The 12,953-nt window shown below is 48.3% G+C and carries 11 protein-coding genes; 8 read left to right on the forward strand and 3 right to left on the reverse strand.

What is annotated here, in order from left to right; genetic code table 11:
* Nucleotides 1-328: 328 nt before the first annotated feature.
* The gene (locus JOD20_RS16680; RefSeq protein WP_204756355.1) at nucleotides 329-589 is read right to left on the reverse strand and encodes a helix-turn-helix domain-containing protein; all 261 of its coding nucleotides are present in this window, start codon (nucleotides 587-589) and stop codon (nucleotides 329-331) included.
* Between the two features lie 411 nt (nucleotides 590-1,000).
* Between JOD20_RS16680 and JOD20_RS26465 the strand changes: the two genes are divergently transcribed.
* The 8 genes from JOD20_RS26465 (at nucleotide 1,001) to JOD20_RS16715 (ending at nucleotide 10,831) form a co-directional block, all read left to right on the forward strand.
* On the forward strand, nucleotides 1,001-1,234 hold the full coding sequence (locus tag JOD20_RS26465; RefSeq protein ID WP_239583906.1) for a helix-turn-helix domain-containing protein: 234 nt from the start codon (nucleotides 1,001-1,003) through the stop codon (nucleotides 1,232-1,234).
* A gap of 3 nt (nucleotides 1,235-1,237) precedes the next feature.
* Nucleotides 1,238-2,158 (forward strand): RNA-guided endonuclease InsQ/TnpB family protein, encoded by a 921-nt coding sequence (locus JOD20_RS16685; protein ID WP_239583903.1) that lies wholly within the window; start codon nucleotides 1,238-1,240, stop codon nucleotides 2,156-2,158.
* A gap of 376 nt (nucleotides 2,159-2,534) precedes the next feature.
* Nucleotides 2,535-4,208: a Cas10/Cmr2 second palm domain-containing protein gene (locus JOD20_RS16690; RefSeq protein WP_204756356.1), complete on the forward strand. Its 1,674-nt coding sequence runs from the start codon at nucleotides 2,535-2,537 to the stop codon at nucleotides 4,206-4,208.
* Nucleotide 4,209: 1 nt separating this feature from the next.
* The gene (locus JOD20_RS16695) at nucleotides 4,210-4,845 is read left to right on the forward strand and encodes an RAMP superfamily CRISPR-associated protein (RefSeq protein WP_204756357.1); all 636 of its coding nucleotides are present in this window, start codon (nucleotides 4,210-4,212) and stop codon (nucleotides 4,843-4,845) included.
* Nucleotides 4,842-6,470, forward strand: coding sequence for a hypothetical protein (locus tag JOD20_RS16700; protein ID WP_204756358.1), 1,629 nt, complete (start codon nucleotides 4,842-4,844; stop codon nucleotides 6,468-6,470). Before JOD20_RS16695 ends, JOD20_RS16700 begins: the two co-directional genes overlap by 4 nt.
* A 1-nt stretch (nucleotide 6,471) precedes the next feature.
* Complete coding sequence (locus tag JOD20_RS16705; protein WP_204756359.1) at nucleotides 6,472-7,959, forward strand: RAMP superfamily CRISPR-associated protein; 1,488 nt, start codon at nucleotides 6,472-6,474, stop codon at nucleotides 7,957-7,959.
* On the forward strand, nucleotides 7,960-8,541 hold the full coding sequence (gene csx19 / locus JOD20_RS16710) for a type III-D CRISPR-associated protein Csx19 (RefSeq protein ID WP_204756360.1): 582 nt from the start codon (nucleotides 7,960-7,962) through the stop codon (nucleotides 8,539-8,541). It begins immediately after the preceding gene.
* Complete coding sequence (locus JOD20_RS16715) at nucleotides 8,525-10,831, forward strand: TIGR03986 family type III CRISPR-associated RAMP protein (RefSeq protein WP_204756361.1); 2,307 nt, start codon at nucleotides 8,525-8,527, stop codon at nucleotides 10,829-10,831. The genes csx19 and JOD20_RS16715 overlap by 17 nt, the downstream gene beginning before the upstream one ends.
* Nucleotides 10,832-10,875: 44 nt before the next feature.
* Here the strand turns inward: JOD20_RS16715 and ruvA are convergent, their stop codons facing one another.
* Nucleotides 10,876-11,469, reverse strand: a complete 594-nt coding sequence (ruvA, locus tag JOD20_RS16720; RefSeq protein WP_110520070.1) for a Holliday junction branch migration protein RuvA — start codon at nucleotides 11,467-11,469, stop codon at nucleotides 10,876-10,878.
* A 99-nt stretch (nucleotides 11,470-11,568) separates the two neighbouring features.
* Nucleotides 11,569-12,906, reverse strand: a complete 1,338-nt coding sequence (locus JOD20_RS16725) for a hypothetical protein (protein ID WP_204756362.1) — start codon at nucleotides 12,904-12,906, stop codon at nucleotides 11,569-11,571.
* Nucleotides 12,907-12,953 lie beyond the last annotated feature (47 nt).

Consider the following 12,953-nt stretch of genomic DNA (forward strand, 5'->3'; position numbering starts at 1 on the left):
CGCGATTGGGCAATGGTATGGGCCTCCGCCACCCATCGCGTTGGATCGCTATTGTCCCGCATCAGCCGCTACGGCGAAATGGTGACATACTGATGTTGGGTTCCCCGCGCGGCATGCATGCGTGCCAGTTCTGACGAAGAGCAATTAAAGAGCGTAATGGCAGGCTCCCTCGTGAAGAGCAATCAACCGTGGTTCGGTTTTTTTGACTACGTACTCTATTCGATGCAGTCAAAAAAATGGCTATTATCCGCGATAATAGCGGTCGCTCTGCCTTGCTTCGTTCGGTGGAGCCGCGCTAGGAGTGTTACAGCACCGCCTAGCTTTTTTTTCACTCAGTCTTTAACTTACGCATCAAAATCTGATTGACATCCTCCGTGTCAAAGAATTCCATTAATCGATCGATGGTTTCAAAATCGATTCGCGTGCTTTTCCCATTAACAAGTTTCACTAAGGCGCTATGCGTGATATGTGTTTCACGGGCTAATTCACGAACACTGATGGAAGACAATCCTTTTTTAGCACGTTCAAGGTTCCGTTCTGCAAGAAGTACGCGCACGTTGCATTCGATTGGCATAGTCGATACCTGCATTTAATCCATTCCTTTCTGTACTATAGCAGCATCGATTGAATTACACTAATTTATATCTTTATAGTCTATACATATTGATAAAATAGTAACATTGATATACAATAAAGATACAAAATAAAGAACTATAGTTGCGGTAGCAACTTTTGTCACCAACTATCGGCATTGCGTGCTCAAAGGATACATTGCCATCACACTCATGGATTTCTTTCAGCACCGCCCACAACCGCGCTCATGGTGATTGGGAAGATGTTGAAAAGTACCCTTGTCGTGGATGGGTTTCGCACATTCCTAACGCTGAAACGCCGCCATTGTTGGGGTCTTGGGCTTTGGACAGATGGTTGTCGGTTCGGCGGGAACGGTTTCCGCCCAAACCATTGCCATGGATAGTGCCAACCAAAAGGAAGCCTGATGATGCGAACGCTGACCCGTTGTTACACATACCGTCTGCAACCCACACCTGGCCACGTCGAAACCTTGGTGCAGTGGGCAGGTTGCCGATGCTTCATCTGGAATTGGGCGCTGCACTGCAAGCAAACCCACTACCAAACAACGGGTCAACGGCTGCGTTACTCGCAACTGGCGGCTGCCTTGGTCGATCTAAAACGTCAGCCCAAAACGGCTTTTTTGCGTGAGTGCCATTCGTAACCGTTGCAACAAGCGCTGATGGATTTAGAAACGGCCTTCAGCAACTTTTTCGCCAAACGGGCCAAGTATCCGCGTTTCAAAGCGCGTAAAATCACCCCGCATAGCCTCCGCTTTCCACAAGGTGTGACCGTGGTTGCTGATCGCATGATCAGCGTGCCAAAAATCGGGCATATGCAGGCAATTATTCATCGCCCCTTGCAAGGCATAGCGAAGGGTGCAACCATCAAACAAGACGCAACGGGCGCGTGGTGGGTCATTTTCATCTGTCATATCAACCTCCCTGATATTCAACCAACGGCTGATCGGCCTGTGGGGATTGATGTTGGGCTTGAATCCTTCACCACGCTGTCAACGGGTGAGAAAACTGCGCCACCCAAGTTCTACCGCCGAAGCCACAAGAAACTTGCCCGCGCTCAGCGCAAGCTCGCACGCGCGCAAAAGGGTAGCCACAACCGCGCTAAAGCCCGTAAGCGGGTTGCCAAAATTCACCAGAAAATCAGCAACCAACGCGCCGATTGGCTACATAAACATGCGTTGGGGATGGTTCAACGATTCGACGTGGTGTGCATTGAAGATTTGAATATTAAAGGCCTTGCGAGAACCAAGCTGGCCAAATCATTCAGTGATGCCGCCCTCAGTACCTTCATGCAACGATTGCAGGAAAAAGCCGAATGGTGCGGACGGCGGGTCGTTAAGGTTGGGCGGTTCTACGCCTCATCGAAAACGTGCCACGTCTGTCATTCCAAGACTGCCTTGAAGCTGGCGGACCGCATGTGGACATGCCCCACTTGTGGCACGACCCATGATCGCGATGTCAACGCCGCGATCAACATTGTGCATGAAGGAATACGCCTGCTTGCCGTTGGGACGACGGAAAGTCAAAACGCTGCTGGAGATGGTGTAAATCCAGCGAAACGCTGGTAACCGTCGTTGAAAGCAGAAGCTACACCCCTTGTGGGCCTGGTAGTTCACTGGGCTAAAACTCCAAACGGCCCAGTTGGGCCGCTTGAAGGAGAGAAGAGTGTGTGTGAGGAGGAAGGATTTGACCTTAGTATGCCAGCGCGAGCTTACGGCCATCCTAACGAGAATCATGCGTAGGAGTCCTATTATGCAGCTACCTGCATGGCCTACATTGTAGCTGACTCATGGGCTAAACATGAAAGATTACTCTTTACAAATGCTCCTTTATAACTGTAAGATTGTGCCAATCAAAAAAGCTGATTAATTGCTGCACTGTGTTTCTTTTCATTATCCCATTTAGCGTTGAAGATTGCTTGCCGATAGTAGAAAGGGTATTGGTATGACCCAACCAGAAGCAGTCGTTGTATATATCAAGATTGGTGGAATTCAGGATTATATTTTTAGTAGTAACCGTCTGCGTGAGAATATTGGGGCTTCCTATTTGGTGAAACGTGCTACGAGTTGCCCCGACAATGGCCTCGAAGGCTGGATTGATCCGTCTGAAACTGAGGCTGAGGTAATTTTTGCTGGTGGTGGTAATGCCTGCATCCTATTCTATTCCATGAAGCAGGCCAAACTATGGGTACGCCAATATAGTTTGCGGGTGCTCCGAGAGGCCGCAGGTTTACGCTTTGCGATTGGGATGTCTGCTCAATTTGCCTATGACCCTGATCAGCATGATATTAAAATCTATATCAATCAGGCTCATTCTGATGTTAATCAAGCCCAGAATAGCTATACCACGATACCCGCGACTCTTGGCTTGGGTGTAACAGCTGCCTGCCGATCAACGGGGCTTGTGGCAACCCTGCAACGCAATCAGGTTGTTGGTGTTCCGCGTGATCCAGGTGATTATCCGATCTCGCGTGAGATTGTGGCTAAAACCAAGGTTGCCTCGAAAACGAGCGCTCAAATCGATCTGGCAATGAACGATCTATTACAACAAATAAACGCGTTTGAGAAAATTAATCAAAAGTACAGTATCCCACGCGATTTTGATGATTTTGGCCGAACAACTGGTAAATATAGTTATCTAGCGGTGGTTCATGCTGATGGTAATGGGATTGGCAATCTGGTACGAATGTTAGCATACATTAGTACCTCAAATAAACACTATATTCAATTTTATCGTCAAGTTTCAGAACTAATTAATACGTTGGGTGCTGCGGCAATGAATGCAACCGTAGATTTTTTTGGTCAAAACATCGTAAATCCAGCATTCAAAGAATTAACCCATCATTTAGAGCGTGATCCAGATACGGGCAACCCATTTTTTCCGCTGCGCCCATTAGTCTATGGTGGTGATGATATTACCTTTGTGTGCGATGCTCGCGTAGCTTTTCATGTGACGGAAGTGTTATTAGCACAATTTACTGAGCAGAGCAGGGAATTAATCGAAAAATTGAAACGAAAATTCCCTGAAGAAACAACATCGTTTCCTAATGAACTAAGTGCTTGTGCCGGAATTACGATTTTTCGCACCCATTATCCATTTGCCCGCGCTTATGATCTGGCTGAAGAATTGTGTAAATCGGCCAAAGATTTGAGCAGCAGATTGACTGGTAAAAAACAAAGTGCTTTGGATTGGCAAATTGCTCCAAGTGGGCGTATTCACACCTTAGCGGAATTACGTCAGGTTGAATATGCTTTGAATGCGAGCGAAACATTAACTTTGCGGCCAGTAATGCTTGAGCAGACTTCCCAAACGTGGCGAACATGGGCGAATGTTAAGCGAGCAATTCAGAACTTTAACCGTCCTTGGCTGGAACGGCGCAATAAATTAATTGCCTTTCAAGATGTTAATCGTCAAGGCAAACAAGCGACTGAGCATTGGCAAGCCAATTTGCGTGAACCGCTCACGTTAACCCAATTTGCTGGCGTGCAACATCAGGATGCTTGGGCAACTGATGATGTGATTGAAGCAGGAACATTGCCCAAACAGCTTGCCCTCTATTTTGATGTAATTGAACTGATGGAGCATTATCCGCCATTGGCTGAAGTACAGGGGGTATAGCATGAGCCTGTATTATCTTAAAATTGAATTGAAAAGTGATGCAACCTTTGGGCGTGGCGATGGCATTGCTGGATTGGTTGATGTTGAAGTTGAACAAGACAGCCTTGGTTTGCCCTATTTACGGGGGCGCAGCTTAAAGGGTTTATGGCGCGAAGAATGCGAAAACTTAATTGCTGTACATCCTTATGGCACTGCTTTAAAAGCTGAATGCGATACACTGTTTGGTGTTGGCGGGAGTACAACCGCAGCCTCAGGTTTATTGCAGGTAGGCGATGCTTTATTGCCCGATGCCGTTCGCGTCGTAGCCCAACAGGCTCAGCTCAAGCCCCATGAAATTCTAGCGAGCCTAACCGGCGTTCGCCGCCAAACAGCGATTGATGATGTTGGCATTGCCGATGCACATAGTTTACGGGCGATGCGCGTGATTCTGCGGACTACTCCTTTTATTAGCATGATTACCTGCCCAACCTTAACCTCAGCCCAAGAAGCAGTGCTGGTAGCTGGCTGTTATGCGTTGCGTCATCTTGGCACAAGTCGTAACCGTGGTCGTGGCGAAGTTCAGTGCCGTTTGTTTGATCAGCAGGGCAGCCCATTGAATCCGCTAAGGTTGCATCAATTTACGGAGAAACCTGCATGAATCCTTTGATAATTGATATAGTGACCAAGCAGCCAGTTTTAGTCAGTGCGCTTGATGGCGATCCGAACAGCGCTAATAGTTTTGGCTATATTCCTGGCGGCGTGTTACGTGGTGCGATCATCAGCCGTTATCTGCAACGCCAAGGCTCTGAACGGCAACTTGACCCACGAGAACAGCCAGCTCAACATTTATTCTTTAGTAATCAGGTGCGTTTTCTCCATGCCTACCCGGTTGATCCCGTAGACGAAACGCGCATGCTCCCAACGATTCAGAAGCTCAAACCAGCAACCAAGCAGGTTTCCAGCTCAGATGAGGAAAAGGCCAAAGAACCTAAATATGAATGGCTTGGGTCACAACATATTTTCGATACAGTTCGCCATTTGAATATTCATACCACCCGCAATCGAGCCAAAGGGCGGAGTTTGCGGGGCAGCGGGGCGGTGTATCGTTATGTCGCAATTGCGCCAAATCAGCGCTTTCGGGCAATTATTCTTGGTGATGAAGCTAGCCTCGATTGCTTCCAACAATTATTACTAGAAAACTCACAGCTGTGGTTGGGCAAAGCACGGAGCGCTGGTTATGGTGCGGTGCTGATTGAGCGAGTTGAACTTTTTGGTCGTGAAAATCATGCCACAGATTGGCAAGAATGGCCATATGAGCCAGCAAGCCAACTGCCGACTAGCGAAACTGTAACAATGACCCTTTTGAGCGATGCAATTATTCGCGATCAGTATGGGCAATATGCGCGAATTGGGGTTGAGCCAACTGCCCCTGAATTTGCGCCAGCTGCTTTGGCGGCTAGCTTTGGCCTGCACCAAGGGCGACTTAACCTTGCAAAATCAAAACTACGCTATACCGTGCTGGGCGGTTTTAACCGCACTTGGGGCTTGCCACTGCCCCAAACTTCGGCTTTGGCGGCTGGCAGTGTCTTGGTGTGGGAGCAGGCGCGGGCTGATTGGCCAACCCTAATCGAGCACGGTATTGGCGAACGCCGCAATGAAGGCTTTGGCCGGATTAGCTTTGCTGATAATTTACAGAACCATGTGATTAAGCTGACTGCCACCGATTCTTTACGCGAGCCAAAGCCTTCATTATTGCTCCAACCGGCAATTAAGCAACCAACTACGCTTTTTGCTGCTGAGGCGGCCAAGCTGTTGCAACAGATGGGCGATCGCTTGTTGCGCCAGCGGCTTGATCAAGCCTTGATTGACATGATTGGCACGTATCAAATCAAGCAGCAATTAAACTCACGTAATAGCTTATTTGGGCGCGTCGAATTGTGGTGTCGTGAATTACTGGCGGAAATTCAAGCTTTGGCAATTAACCAAACAACTGAGGTCTCTGTCGAAGTTCTGCTTGATGCCCTGCATGCCAAGGTAAACCAAACCGCCCAAATTGCGCGTCAGCATCTGCGGGCAACCAGTTTGTCGAATAATCAATCGTTGGAGACCTTGCTCAAAACCAAGCAAGCAGAGCTGTTAACGCTGTGGCAGATTCCACCCTTACAGTTTGGCGATCAGCTTTTGCAGCTAACCCCACAACTGGCCGTGGAATACCATGCTCGCTTGATTATTGCGATTGTAACGATGGCTCGCAAACAGCCATTATTGAAAAAGCGAGGTTGAGATGGCTTTTGATTTTGCTGTGCCTGCCAATGCGCAATTACTCTATCAAGAGCGTGAAACACGCTATATCATTGCTCGAACGCTTATCCATGGGCGGCTTGAGTTGCAAGCACCAACCCTGATCAGCAATGGCGCTAGTGATCTTCCAACCGATATGGCCTTGTTGCGCGATTTAGTTGAGGCACGAGCGTTAATTCCAGGGAGTTCAATTGCAGGAGCACTTCGCGCCTATTTAAAGAACTTTGCCGATGAACGGGCCTTATTTGGCGATCGCTTAGATAGTGACGATAGCACGGGCGATCAAAGTGCGTTGTTGGTGAGCGATGCAATTAGTACCACGATTGTCTTATCGATGGTGCGTGATGGGGTGCAGATTGATGGCACTACGCGTACTGCTAGTGATGGAGCCAAATACGATCTTGAGTTGCTGCCTGCTGGCACATGTTTCGATTTGTATTTTGAGTTGCTGCATGAAGTGCCCTTCGATCAGCAGGCCAAATTTCCTAAGTGGCAAGAATCAACCGAGTATAATCAAAAGCGACTTAAATTGCTTGCCCAAGCATTGTATGGCTTAGAGGCTGGCCAAATTGCCTTGGGCATGCGCAAACAACGCGGTTTAGGCCTCTGCCAAGTAACCAATTGGCAGATTTGGCATTATCGCTTAACTGAGCCTGATCAAATGTTGCAATGGTTGTTGTTTGATCGTGAGCAGCCGCCAGTTCCCTCCTATGCTGGGCCAAATATTGGCGAAGGCTTGGGCCTTAAGCTCGATCGCTTGCCCCCCAGCCAATGCCAAATCCAAGTTGAATTTGGGCTTGAACAATCGTTGCTGATTCGCTCGGCAAGGAGCAACCCCTATGCTCCTGATGACACCTACCTTGAAACGCGCTTAGCCGATGGCTCGCGCTACCCAGTTATTCCAGGCACGAGCTGGGCTGGAATTATGCGCCATCGAGCGGCGAAGATTTTAGCAACCCTCAAAAATCAGGCCCAACAACCAACAGCGCCCGATGATCTGATTAAAGAATTATTTGGCTATGTAGCAACCGACGACCAAGCGCGTAATAGCAAGGCGCAAATGAGTCGGGTGCGGATTCACGATAGTTTAATCAAACAAGCGAGCACCGACTATATTCAAACCCGAATCGCCGTCGATCGCTTTACTGGTGGCCCATACCCTAGTGCCTTGTTGGCTGAACAACCAGTCTGGGGCTTGCAAGAAACCCAAATTACGCTCGATCTCACAATCAATAAGGCTACTGATCACGATATTGGCTTGCTTTTGTTGGTCATCAAAGATCTTTGGCTCGGCGATTTGACGGTTGGTGGCGAGCAAAGCATTGGCCGTGGCGTATTGGCGGGTCGCTCATTTAAGCTCTGGATTGGCAATGAGGCTTATCATTTTCACCAAGTTGAGGGCCAATTAACCATTGATTCGCCGAGTGCTGACAGATTACAAATGTATGTTGATGTATTGAGGGGGGTTTAAATGTTGCAAACAATCGCAATTGAGCCAACTATTAATCTAATACTATGGTTGCAAACCCAAGCTCAAGCCTATCAATGTCAATGGATGCTAGCCCATAGCCTTGATTGTGTGATTTGGGGCAAATTTGACGATGGAGTGCTCCATTTGGGCTGTGAGCCTCAAAAACTGAGCTTAGAAACCTTGCAACAATGTCGAATTTTTGGCCCTAAAGCTGAAGTATTACTTTGGAATAATGGCGGTAGCTGGCACGCCGCCCTGATAACCGATCCATCTGATCCGCAAGAATATATTGATGAGCCGCAAATCCTGTGGGGAACTAAGGGTGAGCCATCAACAATATTTAAGGGCTTTACTACATTAACTGATGGGATTCAAGCCATGCCCCATACGCTGCCCTTGGTATTTGAACCTAAACAACGCTTTTTTGGAAAAGTTGCGCCTCAAGACCCCGACCACCGACCTGCTCGTTTAGTGGTGCGGCATATTTTAGATTTTGATTCGCGAACCGGAGCCGCCTATGTTCGGGCAAGTCGTTTAGTCGAATTATTTGCCGAGGAGGTCTACCATGGCGAGCGTGCCTGAGCATTTGAATGATTTTGCGCCACAACGGGAGGCGTTTGCGCCCTATAATTTTATCCCGCTGCCTGAAAAAGCTGTGCCTGCTGAACAAGTTCCGCTAAGCCAGCGGGTTATTGTAAAAGCTGAGCCACAGCCAGCCGAAGCTCAATATCTAGTGCGCCATGATCAATATTTTGCTGATCGGCATACGGGCACAATTAGCTGTACCCTCAAAACGGAGACTCCGCTCTATGTGCGTTGTGGGTTAACAGAGGCTGAATTTGAAGCCTCAATCAAAGAAGTTGAGTTGCAACAGCAATCAAATGAAGCTCGGACGACCCCAACCAAAAATAAACCCGATTTTTTTGCTTCACCAGGCCAACGGGCGATCATTCCTGGCAGCAGTTTACGCGGCTTATTGCGTAGCTTAGTGGAAATTGTGAGCCATAGCAAAATCGATTTAGTGACGCGCAAGAACTTATTTTTCCGCAGCGTCGATAAGACCAATCTTGGCGAACACTACCGTAAGCGCATGACCAATCAGATTCGAGCTGGTTTTTTGCGTTTGCAGCGTGATGGTGGCGTGATCGAAGAAACAACGTTTTATAAAATTCCAATTAGCATTTTAGAGCAGCATATTCGGCAACGCTATACCAACTATCGCCGTACCAAACTTCCCAACGAGCGCCATCAATACCAAAAAATTTGGGTCAAGCCGCGGAATAACCATAAAATTGCTGAAATGAGTCTTAGTGAACGGCAGGGCGATGGTTGGCTACCTGCAACCTTGGTGATTACTGGTGATGTGCCTGGGAAAAAGCATGAATATGTCTTGATTCAGCAAATACCACAACAGACATTTCGGATAGAGAATGAACAATTACAACGGTTTCATGATGAAGATCAATTGAGCCAATGGCAAACTCAGGCATTTCCCCAACGCAATGGCTTTCGCGAACGCAAGGGCCAACTTGCTAACGGTGACCCGATTTTCTTTATTGTTGATCCCTATAAACCGCAGCAAGTCAGCTTTTTTGGGCGGGCTGGAATGTTTCGTTTGCCCTATACCAATAGCCCGTATGATTTGATTCCACTGCACTTACGAACTGGTGGTGCTGATGCGCCACTGGTTGATTTGACAGAAGCTATGTTTGGTTTTGTGCATCGTGAAGCCACCGACGATACTCCTCATATTACGAGTTATGCTAGCCGTCTGCGTTTTAGTGATGCCAAACTGGTTGATCAAGAAATCGCTGAGAGTCAATTATGGGATACTGAGACGACTCCGCCGATTTTAGCATCGCCAAAACCGACAACCTTCCAGCATTATTTGACCCAAGAGGCAACCGAGCTTAAATCGTTGCGCCATTATGGCGATGATCGCACCGACACAACGATTCGCGGGCATAAACAATACTGGCATCATGGCCGATTTAACGCTGCTGAGCGCCATGATCCTGAGGCAAGCGCTGATTCAACCCAGAGCACCCAGCTGCGGCCAGTTAAAGCCGGGGTCGAATTCCAATTTCACGTTACTTTTGAAAATCTCAGCGATGTGGAATTAGGAGCCTTGATTTATGTGCTGGAGTTGGCAGCAAGCCCTCACTATCGCCTAAAACTGGGTATGGGCAAGCCCTATGGTTTTGGCTCGATAGCGATTAACTATCAAATTGCTATAACCGACCGCCAAGTACGATATAGTCGGTTGTTTAACCAACCTAATAGCAATTGGCTGCGCGCTGAACTAGACCTTGTTGATGAGGAATTGCTAGCTAAACGTCAAGCGTTTTGTGAGTATATTCTGCAACAGAGTGGCGAGCAAGCGCGTGGGGTTAGCGAATTTAACCTGATCCCACGGATTCAGCAATTACTAGCGATGCTCGAATGGGATACAGCGCGATTTGAACAAACAGAGCCACGGCCATGGGCTGAGGTTGTGCGCTATTTAGAGATTGAACGGAAGGTTAGTGAAACCTGGGTTGTTGGTGATCCTGTTCGCGCCTATGACGAAACGGTCAACGAATATCGTTTGCGGCCAGTCTTGCCAACTCCGCTACGGGTGATCAATCGCCGCTTAGTTGTACCTAGAAAGCCCGAAAAGCCACTTCAAGTTAATCAGACTGTCTCTGGAACGATTGTTGGTCGCGTTAATAAACAAATTTGGGATGTGCGACTAGACAATAAAAAAATAGTCTTTGCAAAAGTTATCGGCAATTCAATTAATCCCCAGCATCTCAATAATGGTAAACGAGTTGCTGTACGAATTATCTCGCTTGAAGATGATGCGGTGCAGGAAATTCGCAAAATTCAATAGTTGGGTTTGGCGGTGGATGTTATTGCACACTCCACCGCTAATTTTTACACGCCGCCAAAATATTGCAGGGCCAAGCGGAGGCGTTCTTCGGTGTCGGCGGGCGCATCTGCTGGCAGGGCATTGAGCGCTGCTTGGGCCTCAGTGCTGCTATAGCCAAGGCTGGTCAAAATATCGATCAATTCGGTATTGATCGCGAGCAAGCCTGGGTTGGTGCTGAGTTGATGGCTAATTGTGCTTACGCCAAATTTGCCCTTTAGTTCAAGCACTAAACGAGCAGCGGTTTTTTTGCCAATGCCTGGCACTTTTGAGAGCATGATTGTATCTTCGCGGGCAATCGCCTGTTGCAATTCTTCGGGGCTGGCGGCGGAAAGCAGCGCCAATGCAACCTTGGGTCCGATGCCACTTACGCCAAGCAATAACTCGAATAAGGCCCGTTGGGCTGGCGAGTTAAAGCCAAATAAGGCCAGCATATCTTCGCGCACATGCAAGTGTGTATAGAGTTGGGCACTATCACCGACAGCGCCAATCGTCGCTAAAACCGTGCGCGGCACAGCAATCGCCAAACCCACGCCATGCACGTCAATGATTACCTGATCCAGCCCAATAAATTGCACAACACCCCGTACCGATGCGATCATCGCGATCTCCCTGCTAAGCTAGGCTTGGGCCTATTATACAGGTTTGGGCTGGCTTACGCGAAAAAGCGGCTGCTTTGGAGAAAGCAGCCGCCTTGAAGCTTAGCGAGTTACCGCTGGTAGATAAACGCTGTTTTGAGGCACAACCGTTGCCGTAGCTGTTGGACTTGGGGTTTCGCTTGGCATAACCGTAGCCGTCGGGGTTTGGGTTGCTGTAGCGGTCGCCGTTGCGGTTGGGCTGGGCGTAATACTTGGCGTTGGCGTGATTGTTGGTTCGTTGCCTTGGTATTCGTATGGCCCCATATCAACCAACCCTTCGTTAATCCGTGGCAAATAATCGATGGTTAATGGGATTGTTTCCGCAATATCGCCATCGCCGTCAAGGTCTGTTTGGTCGGTTGGCAGCAAGCTATTATTGCCAGCATTGCGAGCAGCTGAATTGGCTTGCAATTGCACATTATCGTCAAGCGTGCCAATCAGATTATCAGCGCCATCAGCATCAACAAACTGGGGATCATTGCTGCTATTGCCAGTTCCAACAAAGCCACCCTGCACAATCGAATAACTCACCGTAAGATTGAGATTATTATTTGAGCCGTTGATTGGCGCGATGCCGTTATTGCCCCAAACGATGCTATTATGCAGATTCAGCGTGCCACCAGCATTGGCAATGGCGCTCACGGTATTTTGCTGCGAAATATTGCCAACAAATGTGGTTGATCGTAAGTTAACAATTCCATTTTGTTGGTTTTCAAGCCCGCCACCTGTGCTCAGTGCCCAGTTGCCAGCAACAATGCTTTGACCAAGCATGAGTGTGCTATTGAAATTCAAAATCCCGCCGCCAAACAATGCAGCATTGTTGTAGATCCGAGTATTTAAAATCGTTAAATTACACTGATCTGCGAGGATTCCACCGCCCATATTGCGTGGAAACATTTGGTTTGTTGCTTGACCGCCACGAATCACAAATCCATCGATTAAAATTGGCTCAGAATTTGATACACAATACATAACATGGTAGCTATTATCGCTCCTGGTTGGGTTGGTATCATTGGCTGCACCAGCGTCGTTGCCAAGCAAATCGCCACTCAAAATGCTGGGATATTGCAGTGGGTTGCGCTGTTGGCGGTTGGTTTCAGTGCCAGCGAAGCCGCCAAAAAGGTTTAGCCCATTAGTGAGGGTAAAGGCAACTGTCCGATCTGCCCCAGTGGTTGGCCGATAAATGCCTTGTTTAACCCAAATTTCGGTGCCAGCGGCTGTGCTTTGGATGGCTGCTTGGAGATCCTTGGCATTGGCCCAATCGCTGCCTGTTTGGTTGCCAGCGCCGCCCGGCACAACATACACAACGCCATCGGCCAGCGATGCTTGCGGAGCCAAGCCAATTGCCAAACCTAAACTGACTATACAACCAAGACTGCGCAGTTTCCACCAGTTGCTCATCGAAGTTCCCTTTCTCAGACTTAAAATAGTGCTGCCTACAACCAGCT

The organism is Herpetosiphon giganteus (assembly GCF_016907925.1).
GTDB lineage: Bacteria > Chloroflexota > Chloroflexia > Chloroflexales > Herpetosiphonaceae > Herpetosiphon > Herpetosiphon giganteus.